The 16446-nt window shown below is 31.8% G+C and carries 18 protein-coding genes and 1 riboswitch; of the genes, 10 read left to right on the forward strand and 8 right to left on the reverse strand.

Annotation, left to right across the window (positions count from 1 at the left end; translation table 11 throughout):
• The first annotated feature begins 124 nt into the window (after window positions 1-124).
• Complete coding sequence (locus tag B4A23_RS12565; RefSeq protein WP_038336414.1) at window positions 125-586, forward strand: DinB family protein; 462 nt, start codon at window positions 125-127, stop codon at window positions 584-586.
• A 32-nt stretch (window positions 587-618) separates the two neighbouring features.
• Window positions 619-1116 (forward strand): GNAT family N-acetyltransferase, encoded by a 498-nt coding sequence (locus B4A23_RS12570; RefSeq protein WP_291120537.1) that lies wholly within the window; start codon window positions 619-621, stop codon window positions 1114-1116.
• A 51-nt stretch (window positions 1117-1167) separates the two neighbouring features.
• Here the strand turns inward: B4A23_RS12570 and B4A23_RS12575 are convergent, their stop codons facing one another.
• The 3 genes from B4A23_RS12575 to B4A23_RS12585 all read right to left on the reverse strand — a co-directional run bounded on the left by B4A23_RS12575 (window position 1168) and on the right by B4A23_RS12585 (window position 3897).
• Window positions 1168-1992: an alpha/beta hydrolase gene (locus tag B4A23_RS12575; RefSeq protein WP_291120539.1), complete on the reverse strand. Its 825-nt coding sequence runs from the start codon at window positions 1990-1992 to the stop codon at window positions 1168-1170.
• A 74-nt stretch (window positions 1993-2066) separates the two neighbouring features.
• Window positions 2067-3041: a Kelch repeat-containing protein gene (locus tag B4A23_RS12580; protein ID WP_291120541.1), complete on the reverse strand. Its 975-nt coding sequence runs from the start codon at window positions 3039-3041 to the stop codon at window positions 2067-2069.
• Window positions 3042-3324: 283 nt separating this feature from the next.
• The gene (locus B4A23_RS12585; protein ID WP_180905388.1) at window positions 3325-3897 is read right to left on the reverse strand and encodes a nitroreductase family protein; all 573 of its coding nucleotides are present in this window, start codon (window positions 3895-3897) and stop codon (window positions 3325-3327) included.
• Between the two features lie 72 nt (window positions 3898-3969).
• Here B4A23_RS12585 and B4A23_RS12590 point away from each other — a divergent pair, with 72 nt between their 5' ends.
• The 5 genes from B4A23_RS12590 to B4A23_RS12610 all read left to right on the forward strand — a co-directional run bounded on the left by B4A23_RS12590 (window position 3970) and on the right by B4A23_RS12610 (window position 10248).
• Window positions 3970-4731 carry a hypothetical protein gene (locus B4A23_RS12590; protein WP_291120544.1) on the forward strand — a complete coding sequence of 254 codons (762 nt, stop codon included), beginning with the start codon at window positions 3970-3972 and terminating at the stop codon, window positions 4729-4731.
• 15 nt (window positions 4732-4746) lie between these two features.
• The gene (locus B4A23_RS12595) at window positions 4747-5706 is read left to right on the forward strand and encodes an aminodeoxychorismate synthase component I (protein ID WP_291120546.1); all 960 of its coding nucleotides are present in this window, start codon (window positions 4747-4749) and stop codon (window positions 5704-5706) included.
• A complete protein-coding gene (locus B4A23_RS12600) occupies window positions 5690-6289 on the forward strand; it encodes an aminotransferase class IV (RefSeq protein WP_291120548.1) in 600 nt (199 codons plus the stop codon). The genes B4A23_RS12595 and B4A23_RS12600 overlap by 17 nt, the downstream gene beginning before the upstream one ends.
• A 58-nt stretch (window positions 6290-6347) precedes the next feature.
• A riboswitch (SAM riboswitch) is annotated at window positions 6348-6451 on the forward strand.
• 53 nt (window positions 6452-6504) lie between these two features.
• Window positions 6505-8892 (forward strand): TonB-dependent receptor plug domain-containing protein, encoded by a 2388-nt coding sequence (locus B4A23_RS12605; protein ID WP_291120550.1) that lies wholly within the window; start codon window positions 6505-6507, stop codon window positions 8890-8892.
• 69 nt (window positions 8893-8961) lie between these two features.
• Entirely contained in the window at window positions 8962-10248 is a 1287-nt protein-coding gene (locus tag B4A23_RS12610; protein WP_291120552.1) for an APC family permease, read from the forward strand.
• 55 nt (window positions 10249-10303) lie between these two features.
• On the opposite strand, the gene B4A23_RS12615 is transcribed toward B4A23_RS12610, so the two are convergent.
• The 3 genes from B4A23_RS12615 to B4A23_RS12625 all read right to left on the reverse strand — a co-directional run bounded on the left by B4A23_RS12615 (window position 10304) and on the right by B4A23_RS12625 (window position 13987).
• Window positions 10304-12310 carry a flavohemoglobin expression-modulating QEGLA motif protein gene (locus B4A23_RS12615; protein ID WP_180905380.1) on the reverse strand — a complete coding sequence of 669 codons (2007 nt, stop codon included), beginning with the start codon at window positions 12308-12310 and terminating at the stop codon, window positions 10304-10306.
• A complete protein-coding gene (gene gshB, locus B4A23_RS12620; RefSeq protein ID WP_280061731.1) occupies window positions 12307-13287 on the reverse strand; it encodes a glutathione synthase in 981 nt (326 codons plus the stop codon). Before gshB ends, B4A23_RS12615 begins: the two co-directional genes overlap by 4 nt.
• 184 nt (window positions 13288-13471) lie before the next feature.
• Window positions 13472-13987 carry a TlpA family protein disulfide reductase gene (locus B4A23_RS12625; protein WP_291120555.1) on the reverse strand — a complete coding sequence of 172 codons (516 nt, stop codon included), beginning with the start codon at window positions 13985-13987 and terminating at the stop codon, window positions 13472-13474.
• Window positions 13988-14099: 112 nt separating this feature from the next.
• On the opposite strand from B4A23_RS12625, the gene pth reads away from it, so the two are divergent.
• The 3 genes from pth to B4A23_RS12640 are packed head-to-tail and all read left to right on the forward strand — an operon-like array spanning window position 14100 to window position 15299.
• Window positions 14100-14666: an aminoacyl-tRNA hydrolase gene (gene pth / locus B4A23_RS12630; protein ID WP_291120558.1), complete on the forward strand. Its 567-nt coding sequence runs from the start codon at window positions 14100-14102 to the stop codon at window positions 14664-14666.
• Entirely contained in the window at window positions 14656-15069 is a 414-nt protein-coding gene (locus B4A23_RS12635) for a rhodanese-like domain-containing protein (RefSeq protein ID WP_114998727.1), read from the forward strand. The genes pth and B4A23_RS12635 overlap by 11 nt, the downstream gene beginning before the upstream one ends.
• Window positions 15069-15299: a DUF3820 family protein gene (locus B4A23_RS12640; RefSeq protein WP_114998729.1), complete on the forward strand. Its 231-nt coding sequence runs from the start codon at window positions 15069-15071 to the stop codon at window positions 15297-15299. The genes B4A23_RS12635 and B4A23_RS12640 overlap by 1 nt, the downstream gene beginning before the upstream one ends.
• Here the strand turns inward: B4A23_RS12640 and B4A23_RS12645 are convergent.
• Together B4A23_RS12645 and nadD are read right to left on the reverse strand one after the other, a co-directional pair.
• Window positions 15296-15736 (reverse strand): GNAT family N-acetyltransferase, encoded by a 441-nt coding sequence (locus B4A23_RS12645; RefSeq protein ID WP_291120561.1) that lies wholly within the window; start codon window positions 15734-15736, stop codon window positions 15296-15298. The two genes, B4A23_RS12640 and B4A23_RS12645, sit on opposite strands and share 4 nt — an antisense overlap.
• Window positions 15737-15876: 140 nt before the next feature.
• Complete coding sequence (nadD, locus tag B4A23_RS12650) at window positions 15877-16443, reverse strand: nicotinate (nicotinamide) nucleotide adenylyltransferase (protein ID WP_291120563.1); 567 nt, start codon at window positions 16441-16443, stop codon at window positions 15877-15879.
• Between the last annotated feature and the right edge of the window lie 3 nt (window positions 16444-16446).

A 16446-nucleotide genomic window follows, 5' to 3' on the forward strand; every position in this document is an offset into this window, starting at 1 on the left:
TAATGAGACAAAATTACGAAGAATCAAAGACTTTAAATAATCTAAAAACGTGATTTTAATTGTTTTGCTTTATAATTTGATAAATAGACTTATTTTGATGTATATTTAAACTTTAAATCTGACTATGGAAGAGCATATTATTTATCTGACGAATATAAGAAAACAGATTATTGATGAGCTTGAACAACACTCTCTGAAACAACTACTTTATATACCTGTTGGCTATAAAAACAATTTGTTTTGGAATGCGGCTCATGTTTTGGCAACACAACAATTGATCCATTATTATTTAACCGATAATAGGATGTTGGTCGATATTCAGTTTATTCAGAAGTATAAAAAAGGAACAATCGGAAATACGGAAGTAACAGAAGAAGATGTGACAGAATTGAAGGAAATGTTGGAAAGTACTCCAATGCAGATGTTCAAGGATTATCGTTCGGAAAAACTATCGTATTATCGATCATATAAAACAAGTTTTGGTATGACGTTAGAATCGATTGAAGATGCAATTTTGTACAACAATATTCACGAAGCAATGCATTTGGGCTATATGATGGCGATGAAAAAGAATATTCCTTTTTAAAATTGAACAGAGAATAAAATTTAAAAATTTAGATGTTAACATACAGAGATGCTAAACGAAGCGATTTAGAAAAAATAACAGAAATTTATAATTCTACAATAGCTTCGCGATTAGTGACTGCCGATACAGAACAAGTTTCAGTTGAAAGTAAAGTAAAATGGTTCGAAGAACATTCACCTGAAAAAAGACCACTTTGGGTTGTAGAAAATGAATCGAAAGACATTGTAGGTTGGGTAAGTTTTCAATCTTTTTATGGAAGACCAGCTTATGATGCAACTGTAGAAATTAGCATTTATTTAGATGCTACGCAACGTGGAAAAGGTTTAGGAAAACAAGTGTTGGAATATAGCATTACGAAAGCGCCAGAATTTGGAATCAAAACGATTTTAGGTTTTATTTTTTCGCATAACGAACCGAGCTTGAAATTATTCAAACATTTTGGTTTCGAAGATTGGGGAAATTATCCCAATATTGCAACTTTAGACGGAATAGAAAGAAGTTTAACTATTTTAGGTAAACGAATCGCATAAAAAAAACCTCACTTCATTTGAAGTGAGGTTTTTTGGTTTATTAGATAAATTTTATTTACCAATACTCCAAATCAGTGCTTTTTCTTTAGTTGCTCTGTAAATTGTAACATGTTCTTCTTTCGGTTCTGGAGAATAATTCCATTGTAGATTTGGAAGTTTTTCTTGCGTTAAAATATTCTTCAAATCATCTGTATAAGGCAAAATATCACTTGCTCCAGATCCTGCAAACCATAACTTTTTTTGAGTAGAAGGAAATTTAGCTAAATCATTTTTTGAATTCAATAACATTTTATGATCGTTCCACCAAAGTGAAGGATCAATTGCAATATAATAATCAAACATTTCGGGTTGTTTCAGAAAAGTTTCCATAATAAATAATCCAGCCAAGGATTCGCCAATAATTCCTTTATTATTTTTAGTACGATATTTTTTCGTGATTTCAGGAAATAATTCATCCTTGATAAAACTTCTAAATTCATTCGAACCTCCCACAACATCGGCTATTTTTTTATCTTCTTCGTTTTCGGTTGGCGGACTCAAATCTTTGCGACGTTGTATGTTTTCTATTCCAACTAAAATAACTGGTTTTATTTTTTTCGAAATAATCAAGCTATCCAATGTATTTGCAATATGCGGAAAATCCTCTTTTGTTCCGCCATCAGGCATATACAAAACGGATAACGAATCCTGAGAAGTTGAATATTCTTTAGGAACCCAAACATTAATAATTCGTTTTTCATTCAGAATTTTAGAATCAATTGTGAATGTTTCGTGTTTCGGAATTGGATCGTTGTAAACAATGGGATTAGAGTTTTTGCAAGAAGTCAAAAAACAAACAAAAATTGCAAAAATTAAATAGTTAAAAATCGATTTCATAGTGTGTTAAAATAACACTAAAATATGAAAATTTATTTTATCTATTTGTTAATTAAAATAACTATAAAAAAAAACTAATTTTTTGATAAATTCAATTTAGGTGTAGTCGTTTCAAATTGATGAAGGCTAATTTTATAAACATCGTCAACAGTTGAAATGTATTTAGTTTGCCAATCCATTACAAAGCCCTCTGGAATTCCCATTTCTAAATTTTGTTTTGGTTTTCTAGGATCATCGCCTATTGAAATATTACATCCTCCAAGTAAATAAAGATCATTTTTATAAATAACCATTTTACTATTGCTTGCTGTGATATTCTTAATTCTGAACTCTTTCAAATTTTTATTAGTTGTATTGTAGGTATAAAAAGCACCTTCTTCGTACATATAAATTATTCCATTTTTTGTAGCTAAAGTTGGGTTTTCTAAAGCAGTTGGTAATTCAAATTCATTTTCCCACTTACCTGTTGCTAAATCATAAGTTTCAATCGTTTTGAGTGCTTGATTTCTAAAGCCTCCAATTAAATAAACTTTATTTCCTACTAATATTCCAGTTGTTTCTTTTGGAGTAGGCATTGGTGCTAAATCATACCATAAACCAGTTTTTAAATCAAAAAATGTTACTTTATCAGAATATTTCTTTTTTCCAGTTTCAGAGATTTTAGTAGAACCTCCGAATAAGATAATGTTATCATTGGCCTTTACGGCTGCAAAATTAACAGCTTGATGAGGCATTGGTTGACGACTAAATAGGCTATCATTTTTAATATCATAGATATCAATAGAATTATTCAAGTATTCTTTATTGTCCTTCTTTTCGCGTTTTCTTCCTCCTAAACTGTATAAAAAATTATTATAAGTAAAGACATAATTTCCTGCGACTTTTGATGTTTTAGCATTTTGCGTCACCCATTTATTCTGTGTGAAATCAAAAGTGTATATATCAGAACTGAATTCGGTAATATTGGTTTCTGAGATATCTCCACTCATAATATAAAGTTTATCATCATAAATCGTATATCCAAAAGAATAAAGACCAATTCGAGGCATTTTTTTGAGCTCTTCATAATGCAAAGATTTTTTTGATTTCTTTGTTATATTAGCTTCTTGAAGTTTAATGATATCTTCTTGAGAAAAACAAAAACTAGATAAGAATAGCAAGCAGAAGAGTAATCGAATTGATATAGATAGATGAATTATTTTCATAGTGTAGTGTTAATTAATGTATTAAAAATAAGGATATATTTAGTTTTAAAAGATATTTTTAATGTTAAATAAAAAAGACCACTAAAAAAATTAGTAGTCTTTCTTAAATTATATTTTAGAAGATTCTTTAATATTCTAAAAATCTCACTTTATCTTCGATTGGTTGACGAACAGCTTCTGGAGAATCTCCTTCAATTTTTCCCATATAGAAAACTCCAACACATTTTTCGCCTTCTTCCATAGTTGTAAATTCATCAACATTGGCGATAATATTTGCTGGGGAAGACCAATATGCACCAATATTTAAAGCGCTTGCCATTAACCACATATTTTGAACAGCCATAGAAGTCGCAGCTAATTCTTCCCATTCAGGATTTTTTTCTGTGTTGATAAAATTGATTAAAACAATTTTATTCGACTTATCACATTTCTCAATTAATGCATTTATTTTTCTGTCGCTCAATTGATCTGTTGGCGTTCCTTGCACATAAACACGCTTTACGTATTCGCGGAAACGGTCTTTTGCAGGCCCTTCTAAAACGACAAAACGCCAAGGTTCTGTTTTTTTATGAGATGGCGCCCAATTTGCTGCCTCAAAAATTTGATTCAATTCTTCGCGCGTAATTTCTTCTTGATTGTATTGCGGAGGAAATATAGAGCGTCTATTTTTTATGATTGATAATAAATCGTTTGCATTCATGTTGTAACAATTATTAATTTTATTCTACTAATCAAGCAAATTTACATTAATTTCAATTAAACCAACGTTAAGATGAAAACATTAGATTACAACAAAATTGAGTATTACAAAAACAATAAATTTCAATTTGATATCGGGAAATATTTCAATCAATCATTAGAACTTTTCCAAAATAATTGGCAGCCATTTGTTATTTATGCTCTTGTCGCAGCCATTATTTATATGTTTACTTCGTTCACTGTAATCGGATTGCTTTTTGTGATGTATCCACTTATAATGGGATTTATGATAGGTGCAGAACGTGCCGAAAACAAAATGTCGTTAGAGCTAGGTGACTTTTTTGGAGGTTTCAAAAACATAGGAAGCTATTTCCTTTTAACACTTATCGTTATGGGTGTTTCGCTTGTCGTTTTGTCACCTTACATTATTTTTTCGTTTTTACCACTTATGTTTAATGATCCCGAAAATGTAAACCCAGCATTAATGATTGGTTCATCGCTTTTTGGTATGTTATATATCTTAGTGGCGACGGTATTTTTATTGTTCCTACAAGCATGTATTTATCTGGCTCCGTATTTTATTCATTACGGAAACATGAGCGCTATTGACGCAATGAAAACGTCTTATGCAATCGTAAAAAAGAATTTTTGGTGGATGGTTTTAATGGCGATTGTGGTTAGTCTGGTTGCTTCAATTGGTGCTATTGCTTGTTATGTAGGTGCTCTTGCAACGTATCCATTTGCTTATATTATGGTGTATTTTATGTTAAAAGATATGATTTTGACGGATGATGAAAAATCAGAAATTGATCTACTTGGTACAAATCAAGAATAATATTAATTTTATCGAATGTTAGCAAAGCATTCGATTTTTACGAAAATGAATGAATTGGGAGCTGCAGAAGTTCCCTTTTTTTTTATGATCGATTTTTTGAAAGAAAATGGAGAAGTAATTCCGTTAAATGAATTACCTGATGAGATAAAATTTGAAATAGATTCGCCAAAAAAAGAATCTTTTCAGAAAGATTTTAAATTCAATAAATTCCCGATTTCCTTTGACGAATATTTGCCAAAATTCAATTATGTTCACGATAATCTTTTGTTTGGAAATTCATATTTAACGAATTTAACTCTTCCAACAAAAATCGAAACGAATTTGACTTTAGACGAAATTTTTCAGTTTTCTGAAGCAAAATATAAATTGAAATATAAAGACGAATTTGTTTGTTTTTCTCCCGAACGTTTTGTGAAAATTGAAGATCAAAAAATCTTTTCAAATCCAATGAAAGGAACTATTGATGCTTCGATTCCAAATGCAAAACAACTCATTTTAAATGATGAAAAAGAAGCTGCCGAACATGCTACAATTGTCGATTTAATTAGAAATGATTTGAGTCTTGTTTCAGAAAATGTTGAGGTGACAAATTATCGATATATCGATGAGGTGAAGACAAATGATGCAACACTTTTGCAAGTAAGTTCTGAGATAAAAGGTGATTTAAATGATGATTATTACCAAAACTTAGGAACGATTTTCGATCAACTTTTACCTGCTGGTTCTATTTGTGGTGCGCCCAAAAAGAAAACCGTCGAAATTATTTTAGAAGCAGAAAAGTATCATCGAAATTTTTATACGGGTGTTTTCGGTGTTTTTGATGGCGAAAATCTTGATAGTGCTGTGATGATTCGTTTCATTGAAAATAATCAAGGCGGATTGTTTTTCAAGAGTGGAGGAGGAATAACGGCAAAAAGCAAAGCGAAAGCAGAATACGAAGAATTAATTCAGAAAGTATATGTTCCAATTTATTGAATCGATTTGTTGTGTGAATAAACAACTTCGAAATTTAGAATTTCATCAAGCGAGATTTGATCGAACAAGAAATGATAATTTTACTGAAATCAACTCGATTTTGTTGAACGAAATTATTAAGTTTCCAACAGATTTAACGGATGAAAAATATAAAGTTAGAATTGTTTATGATCGAGAAATTCAATCGGTAGAATTTCAATCGTATCAAATCAAACCAATTGAAAGTATTCAACTTTTTGAGATCGAAAATAAAATTGATTATTCCTACAAATATTTAGATCGTTGGTTTTTTGATGAATATTTAAAAGAATCAAAAACAGATGATTTGGTCTTGGTGAAATCAAATTATATTACCGATTGTATTTATTCGAATATTGTTTTTTTTGACGGTTCTCAATGGATCACGCCGCGAAGTTTTTTGTTGAAAGGAACAATGAGAGAAGCTTTGTTGCAATCAGGCGAAATCATTCAGAAAAATATAAAGGTTTCAGATCTAGTTAACTTCAAATCATTCAAACGAATCAATGCAATGATGAATTTGGACGAAAGTCAAGAGTTAGATATTTCATTGTTAATTCAATAACTCTATAAAATTGATAGAGTATTATTTGCATTTTCATTTTTTAACATTACCTTTGCATAACTTATCAAGAAAGGTGGAGGGATTGGCCCTGTGAAACCTTAGCAACCAGATGACTTATAATCTAAGGTGCTAAATCCAACCTATTAGAGGGAAAGATGAGCAAAAGTATTTCACTTTTATCTGTTGGTTTCTTGAAAGTTTTATGAAAATTAAAAATGAAAAGAAACAAATTTTTACTTGCTTCATTCGCATTTATTTGCGCATCTACACTTTTCGCTCAAGAAGTTGAAAAAGAGGAAACAAATCTTAACGAGGTTATTTTAATCGGTGGTCGTACATCAGAAAGAACGGTGGTTAATTCGTCAGTTCCTGTCGATATTATCGATGTTGAGAAATTGAAAACGTCTTCTCCTCAATTGAGTGTGAATGATATTTTGAATGTGGTTATTCCTTCTTTTAATTCGGTTCGTCAATCATCTGCCGATGGAACGGAGCATATCGATCCTGTGACGTTGCGTGGAATGGGACCAGATCAGGTTTTGGTTTTGATTAATGGAAAACGTCGTCACACAACTTCGTTGGTGAATTACCAAAATACGGTAGGGAATGGTTCTGTAGGAACAGATTTAGGCGCAATTCCGATTTCAGCGATTGATAAAATTGAAGTTTTACGTGATGGTGCAGCTGCGCAATATGGTTCTGATGCGATTGCGGGAGTTGTAAATATTGTTTTGAAATCTAAACCAGGTGGTGATGCATCTTTGACGTATGGTCAGACTTCTCGAAATGATGGAGAAACATACAATTTTAACGGAAGTTATGGAACGAAATTAGGACAATCAGGCTCAATTGTTTTTTCGGCAGTTGTAAGTGAGCGTAAGAAAACAAATCGTTCAAAAGATCATAATTTAGATATTTTTGGAGATAATTTCGCATACGATTTTGCAGATGATCCAGATGCTGCGAGAGCTGCGGATGATGCGAAAATTGCTGCTTTAGGACTTTCGAGAAAAGATTTTAGATTTCAAATTGGAGATGCGGCAATCAAAAATCAACAATTTTTTGTAAATGCTGAAACGACGATTAATGATCGATTAGATTTTTATTCATTTGGAGGAGTTTCGTTGCGTCAAGGAAATGGATTTGGTTTTAGAAGATTACCAAGCGAATTGTCTGAAGATGCGTTAAAAATTTATCCAAATGGTTTTCAAGCTACCTTAAAATCAAATGTAAATGATTATTCAAATTCGACAGGACTGCGTTATTCATATGATGGATGGAAAGTTGACTTGAGTAATACTTTTGGCTTAAATTCATTCAAATATGATTTAGAAAATTCAATTAATCAATCATTAGGCTTAAATTCTCCAACAGATTTTTACGCTGGGAAACATCAATTTTTGCAAAATACAGTCAATTTAGATTTTTCAAAACGAATCAACCAAAATGTTAGTTTAGCGTTTGGAGGAGAATATCGTTTTGAACAATATAAAATCGAAGCTGGAGATGAAGCTTCTTACACAGGTTCTGGATCTGAATCTTTTGTAGGATTTTCTCCATTAAATGCTGTAAAAGGTGATCGTCATTCAGTTGCGGCTTATGTAGATGGAGAATTGAAATTTGGAGATTTTACAGCTGATTTAGCTGGACGATTCGAAAATTACTCAGATTTTGGAAGTACAATCAATGGAAAATTAGCGATGCGATATGAATACGCAAAAGGATATTCGGTTCGTGGAGCAATTTCAACAGGATTTAGAGCGCCTTCTTTACAACAAAAATACTTCAGTAATTCATATACTGATTTATTCTTGAATGATAATGGAGATCAAGTTTTGGTAACAAAAGGAATTATCCGAAATGAGTCTGAATTGTCGAAAGAAATTGGTTTGGATAAATTGAAAGAAGAAAAATCAATCAATGCAAGTTTAGGTTTAACATTTCGTCCGACTTCAAAATTATTCATCACATTGGATGGATATTTTATAAAAGTTGATGACAGAATTGTCTTGACTTCTGATATTACAGATCCTGCTTTAGAAAAATATAATGTTGCGACAGCGCGTATTTTTACGAATGCAATTGATACAGAAACCAAAGGGTTGGATTTAGTAATTTCTTATGATACTCGTTTAGGTCGAGGAAAGTTGAATGCAAGTTTATCAGGAAATATCAACGAAACAAAAATTGTCGGTTATCATTTTCCAAAAGCTTTGACGATTCCAACAGAAGAATTTTTTGGTCCTGATCAAGTCAATATTATCGAATCATTAAGTCCAAAAACAAAAGCAACTTTAGGATTGAATTATGCAATTTCTGGATTCAATTTTATGGTGCGTAACACGTATTTCGGAAAAGTGATAAAAGATGGATATCCTTGGGGAAGTATCCAAGAACACACGGGAAAAGTGGTGACAGATGCATCGATTGGTTATGATATCACAAAGAATTTCAACTTTACAATTGGTGCAAATAATTTGTTTGATGTTTTCCCAGACAAGCAAGTTTACGAAAATTCTTATTATGGAGTTTTTCCGTATGCACCGGTTCAAATGGGGATGACAGGAGCGTATTATTTTGCGCGTGCAAGTTTTAAATTTTAATCAATAATAAAATATTCTAAGTGTCAATTTTAATGTAAATTCAAACATTCAATTGGCACTTTTTTGTGTATGGCACATTCAAAAATTGGTTGGAAAACCGCAGCAGCATTAGTGATTTCGAATATGATCGGAACAGGTGTTTTTACCAGTTTGGGTTATCAGATTTCTGATCTAAAAAATACAACTTCTATCTTATTATTGTGGTCAATAGGAGGTTTATTAGCGTTGATTGGCGCATTTATTTATTCGGAATTAGCTTCAAAATTTAAACAATCAGGAGGAGATTATATTTATTTATCTCGGACATTTCATCCCGTTTTTGGTTATTTATCAAGTTGGATTTCGTTGTTCGTTGGTTTTTCTGCTCCAATATCTTTAGCAGCTTTGGCAATGGGAAAATACCTCAATGTTTTTGGATTGGATTTAGGAAAAGAATTTGCAATAGCCATGATTTTAATTGTCGCTGTTTTTCAATCATTCAGTCTAAATTTGAGTAGTAAATTTCAGAATATTTTTACTATTCTTAAAGTTGTATTTATCATCGTTTTAATTGCTTTAGGTTTTTATTTTGCTCCAGCAGTTGAGCCAAATGCGGTACTTTTTGATTCGACTTGGAAAAATGAATTGTTACTTCCAGCATTTGCGACTTCTTTGGTTTATGTCACTTTCGCATATACAGGTTGGAATTCGGCTTCATATATCGTAGAAGAAATTGAACAACCAAAACGAAACTTACCAAAAGCATTATTTATAGGCGTTATTTTTGTCACGATTTCTTATGTTTTGCTAAATTATGTTTTCTTGAAACATGGATCATCAGTAGCTTTGGCTGGACAAGAAAATGTGGCGAATATTTCGTTCGGCAATCTACTTGGAAATAATGTAAAATGGGTGAGTTGCTTTATTGCTTTGCAATTGATTGCGACGATTAGCGGTTATTTGTGGATTGGTTCTCGTTTGACGCAAGCCACAGCGCGCGAAAATAAATTGTGGAATTTTATGGCAAAAGAGAATAAAAATAGAATTCCGGTTCGTGCAATTTGGGTGCATACAACAATTAGTATTTTGCTTATTTTTTCAGGAGATTTTGAAGTGATTTTTACCTATACATCGTTTGTTTTACAAATTTTGGCCACATTGGCAGTTTGTACAGCGTTCTTTATCAAACAAGATCAATTAACCATTATCAAAAGTAAATTCTTTTATGTTTTACCTGCGATATTTTTAGCATTTAGTTTATACATCTGTTATTTCGTTTTGATGCAAAAACCAAAAGAAAGTTTATTTGGTTTAGGAATTATCGCATTAGGAATTGTATTATTCTATTTTGATAAGAGAATTGAGGAAAAAGATTAAATATAAGCTCATAATAACACAAAACCCACTCAAATTTGAGTGGGTTTTTATTTTTTTAATCTTTTATTCCATTAAAAATATATTGTAAAATCGGATTGATTTCTGGATTTTCAAGATGTTTTTTGAAAATTTTGGTATGATATTTTGGTTTATTAATCATTTTACGCTCAACTAATTCGTCAATTGTATCAATGTATTCAACCGAAGTTTTTCCAATCAATAAATTATCCAAAGAACGCCCTTGATCAACATAATTCAAAATTGTTTTCAAACCTTTCAAGTAAAGCGCATCTTTTGTAAAACCACCACCACGATAAACACGAGTTGTCAGATAAAATGCGTCTTCTGGTTGCATTTTGTATTCTTCCATCAACGTCATAAATGTTTCGTTGAACGATTTTCCATTTGTCAACATATGTACCGCCATAACGCGCAAACCAAGTTCTCTTAAACGGCTATGATTAATAGAATCAGAATAATACTCACTTAAAATCGCCAAACCTTCTTGCGTTAATGTATTCACAGGTAAACCAATACTAAAGATTTTTAATGGTTGATCCAACGCGTTCATCGTTGTCACCATATGAACTCCAATTTCGTGCTCAATTAAACCATTTGTAAAACGTTTATCAAACTTAACGCCACGCTTAATCACAACTTTTCTCTTACTATTTATCACAAGCGCTTTTGAAGCGATATCATCCGAAACTTCGATGTCAAATTTGAAACCATAATCATTTGTAGCATTTCTAAAAAGATTAACCACTTCTTCCTCTGTATAATTGCCTTGTTTATCCATTCTAAACTCAGGACAATAAAGGATAAAGTTCGCATTTTCGATATCTTTTTTAGATGGTTCGCCAAAATAACGCAACGAATTGTACAGAAATTTATCCGTACCAAGATTCGCCAACAAATCTACCTTGTCAAAATAAGCGTTAATCGTGTTAACATACATATTTTGAATACTAATATCATTGATTTTTTCGACTTTAATATTCGATAATTTTCGTTTAAATTCGAATGGATCAATGTTAAGCGGATTGTACTTAAATTGTGGTTCGTATGTATATTTTGAAGCTAAGAATTTCTTCTTTTCAAATTCTAAATTAATCGGATTGATAACACTTAACAACTCAAAATTCTGAACCAATTGATACAATTGTTTATCAATTTTGACCAAATCAGATTCTAATTCATTGTGCAAAATATTCACTTGCTTAGAACCTACTTTGTATGTCGTTTCTGTTTTTACAAATTCATAAGCGTGGTTAAGAATCGCCGATTTGAAACCTTCTTTTATTTGGTTAATAATCTCAGGAAAAGATTCTCCTGTTAATTCATCACAATAAATTTTTGAAACTTCTGTGGCTAAAACCAATGTATTTTTGAATCGATTTGTAACAAATTCTAACAAATATCCACGTCCATAAAATACATCGTTAATCGCTGAATAATTGTGAATATTTTCTAACTCAATATTCGCTAATTCATCGCGCCAACTTTCTACATAATTTCCATAACGTTCGTTGTCAACTCGCTCCGCACCAATATTGAACACAGGAACCGGACGATCCCAACGTTTCCAATTGTACGAATGAATATCATAAACCAAACACGACTTAAATTTAGTTTCAAGTTTGTTAATTAAAGCTTCTAAAACCTCATAAAAAGCGTGATGTTTTGCAATACTTTTTTGTTTTTGAGAAACCGACAAAGGCTCTTTCCAAACCTGTTTTCCCCAAGCTTCTTCGTACACAGCAGTTTCTGGACCACGATTTAGATCGTATTCAAATCGAGAATCGCAACCTTGAATTAAGATTGGAAAAGTTTCTACAAACTCAGCTGTATGCGGATCTTCCTCGTACCAACGTTCATAATTGCTTAATAAACATTTTTCGCGAATATCTTCGCGCATTTGTCCACCATCATGAATGGCAGCACAAACGTAAGGAATGTATTCGTCGATTTTTATTTTGAATGATTCGTCTTCTGCATAAGCTTCAAATACAATTTCGTTCTCAATATTATCTAAAATTTGCTGTATACTTATGGATTTCATGCTTTAAATTCTTTATATTTCTCCAATAACATCGACACAATTTGTTTCTGAATTTCGTTGTTATTGTTTACATTATTGTGAGGAACAATTCCTCCAGGACTTACGACATTTAGCTCAACCATTTTCCCGTTAATCAAATCGATTCCGCAAAAATAAATTCCATCTTCATTTAGTTGTTTTCCTATTTTACGGCACAATTCTAACTCATGTTCACTCATGTCATGTCTAATCGCAGAACCACCAGCCGAAATATTAGAACGGTGATCGCCTTCTGCAGGAACACGCATAATTGCACCAATTGGTTCTCCATTAATCACAATGGCACGAACATCACCTTTTTCTGCACCTTCTATATAATTTTGACAAATAATAGGCTGAGAATTTCCGGTATGATTGATATAAAAATCGCAAATCGAGCTTAAGTTACCAATATTTTTTCGTTCGAAAAGTATAACACCTTTACCACCCATTCCGTCTAATGGTTTGATGATAAATTTCTCAAAATTATTTTCCTCTACAAACGATTTTATCAAATCGATGTCTTTTGTAATAAGTGTTTGAGGAACAATTGTTTCTTGACCATCATCAAAAGAAGCGGCGTATATTTTGTTATTTGCTTTACGTAATCCCGAAATTTTGTTAACGAAGAAAACTTTTTCTTCAATTAATTCTAACATATTCAACAAAAGCGGATCAATTGGTGGATCGGCTCTCATAAAAATTATGTCAAATTCGGTCAAATCTTTTATACTACTTTCAAATTTCATGGTGTGATAAAATTCAACACAATCATTTGTTTCTGTAGTTATCATCTTTTTGCAGTTTCCTACAACTTTGCCCTTGGCAATAGAGATATCTTTTTTTGTTAAATAGGATACTTCAAATCCACGATCTACGCATTCTTTAATAATTCGCATAGTGGTGTCTTTTCCTGGTTCAACCTTGTCCCAAGGATACATTACGAAGCATATTTTCATATAAATAAAAAGGGTATTAAAATCAATGCAATAATAACTAAAAGTTTGATACAAAAAATGATCTATAAAAAATTATAGAATATTTATTTTTATTCTATGAAAGGTATTGATTTCTAATGATTAATAAAAGAAAATGGTGATTGATTTTTCAATTTCAATCACCATTTGGTTGGTAAACTATAAACTATTTATTTCTTAAACGATCAATTGTTTCTTGAACTTTAGGATCATCAGCTTTTACGCTGTAATAATCTGCAATTTTTCCATTTTGATCAAGAACCAAATATCTCGGTATCCAATTTAAATCAATCCCTGTGCCAAAATTGCCTTTCCAGTTGTTTCCTAAGTAAAAGTGTTGACCTTCAATTTGATATTTTTCAATACCATTTTTCCAAGCTTCCTCATTCTTGTCCATTGAAAGGTAAACATAGGTTACATCAGGATTTTTTTCGTGCAAAGATTTCAAAGCTGGCATGTTTTTGATACAATCTCCACACCAAGTTGCCCATAAATCTAATAGGACAATTTTTCCTTTATAATTCGAAAAAACTTTTCCTATAGTTGTCGAATTCCCATCCAAATCAACTACACTATCTTGCAAAGCAGCAGCGGGAAATTCAGTTTTCATCACCGACGGAATATTTTGCGCAAACGCACTCATTCCAATAAATAATATAAAAACGCTAATTATTTTGTTCATGATAAATTTTTATCGATTTCTTGTATTTTCAAAATCTATACCAATTTAGTAGATTTTAAAGCGAAGTTAAATATTTATTTCGAATCATTGCAAAAAGATGTAATTTTGTTTCATGCAAAAATATCTGATTATTGGGCTTGGTAATATTGGTGCTCAATACGAAAATACTCGTCATAATATTGGCTTCAAGGTTGTTGAAGAAGTTGCTAAAAAAGTTGATGCTAAATTTTCGCCATCAAATTTTGGTGATGTGGCTCAATTTAAATATAAAGCGCGTCCAGTTACGTTGTTAAAACCGAATACATACATGAATTTGAGTGGGGATGCGGTTCGTTTTTGGATGAAAAAAGAAAATATTTCGTTAGAAAATATTTTTGTCATTACTGATGATTTGAACTTGCCTTTCGGAACAATTCGTATGCGTGGAAAAGGTAGCGATGGTGGACACAATGGTTTGAAAGATATTCAGAATAAAGTTGGCGGACAAAATTATGCGCGATTACGCTTTGGTGTAGGAAACGAGTTTTCGGAAGGTAAACAAGTGGATTACGTATTAGGCGATTGGTCGGCAGAAGAAAATGAAAAAATGAATGAACGATTAAATTTGGCTGCTGATGCAGTTTTGTCGTTTATTTTTCAAGGATTAGGGAATACAATGAATCAATATAATGGTAAATAAAATTTTAGGAGTTGCAATGATTGCAGGAACACTTTTTTTAGGTTCTTGTGCAAGCAATTCGTCAAGTTCAGAAGGAAAAGAAGCGAAAATAGAAGAAGTAACTTCGACGTTAGACAATGTAAATGAAATCAATTTCAAGAACAAAAAGAATGTTTTGTTAGACGTTCGTACACCTGAAGAATTTGCTGAAGGTCATGTTCCTGGAGCGGTAAACATTGATGTGAAAAATCCAAATTTCGAAGAAGAAATTCAGAAATTAGACACAAAAAAGAATTATTTTATTTATTGCAAATCTGGTGTTAGAGCAAAATTGGCAACAGAAAAAATGCAAGAAAAAGGTTTCAAAAATGCGAAGAATTTCAAAGATGGAATGTCGACGTACAAAGGAACTGTAGCAAAATAATGGAAGGATTTCGTCCCGAAATATTAAAAGAAATTGTCACAACAAAAATGCCTTTCGGTAAATACGAAGGGCGATTGTTGTGCGATTTACCCGTTTCTTATTTGGAATGGTTTGTTGGTAAAGGTGGTTTTCCGAAAGGAAAATTAGGCGTTTTATTATCGACCGTTTACGAAATAAAACTAAATGGTTTAGAAGATATTATCTACGAATTGAAACGTCAATTTGGTTAAACTTCCCACTCATAAAAATTTGCATCATAGCGCAATTGAAATCCAGCACTTGGATACAACGAATTTCCAATATCATTCGTAACACTGGTTTCTAACAACATCGCGCAAGCATCTGTTTTGCGACATAGATTTTTTGCTTCTTCAATCAATTCTCTTGAAAAACCTTTTCCTCGAAATTTCGGAGAAACAAATAAATCATTCAAAATCCAGAAACGTTTCATTCGAGTAGATGAAAAGGAAGGAAACAATTGTACAAAACCAACAGCTTTTTCGTCTTCATTATAGGCTAAAAAGATAACCGATTCGTCATTTATGATTCTGGCTCTTAGAAATTCTTCTGCTGCTTTTACATCAGATTTTTTATTATAAAATTGACGATACGAATCAAATAAAGGAACTAATTCTTCTAAATTATTTATAGTAGCTTGTTTTGTCATGATTTTTTAATTTTACCGTAATTTCGAGTGAATTTATGAATTAAATTATTATCGAGATAGACGATTTAGAATGAAATATTTCAACTTAGTTCTTGATACAATTCTTGTCAGAATTACTCGAATTGACGAAATATTATTAATTATCCATACAAATTACTTCCATCCAAATATTCCCAAACTTTTGGAGGCAACATAGGTTTTATATTTTTTCCATCTTTGATTGCATTTCGAATAAATGTAGAAGAAATTTCCATCAAAGGGGCTTCAACCATTTCGACATTATCCAAATTTTCTTCTTGCGAATAACCAGGACGCGGATAAACATACAATTGATAATCGCGCATTAAAATCTCAGCGTTTTTCCATTTCGAAATTCCATCCAAATTATCAGAACCCATAATCAACGCAAAGTCATGCTCAGTAAATTTTTCGTTTAGATGAATTAACGTATCAATTGTGTACGAAGGTTTCGGTAACGTAAATTCGATGTTAGATGCACGAAGATTAGGATAATCTTTTATCGCTAACTCTACCATTTCTAATCGATCATATTCATTTGCCAAAGAACTTTTTTTCTTCAATGGATTTTGAGGCGAAACCACAAACCAAACCTGATCCAAATCGGTGAATTGTTGAAAATGATTTGCAATAATTAAATGTCCGACATGAATAGGATTGAATGATCCAAAATATAAACCGACCTTCATAAA

This window comes from Empedobacter sp. UBA7248, assembly GCF_002472945.1.
Classification (GTDB): domain Bacteria; phylum Bacteroidota; class Bacteroidia; order Flavobacteriales; family Weeksellaceae; genus Empedobacter; species Empedobacter falsenii_C.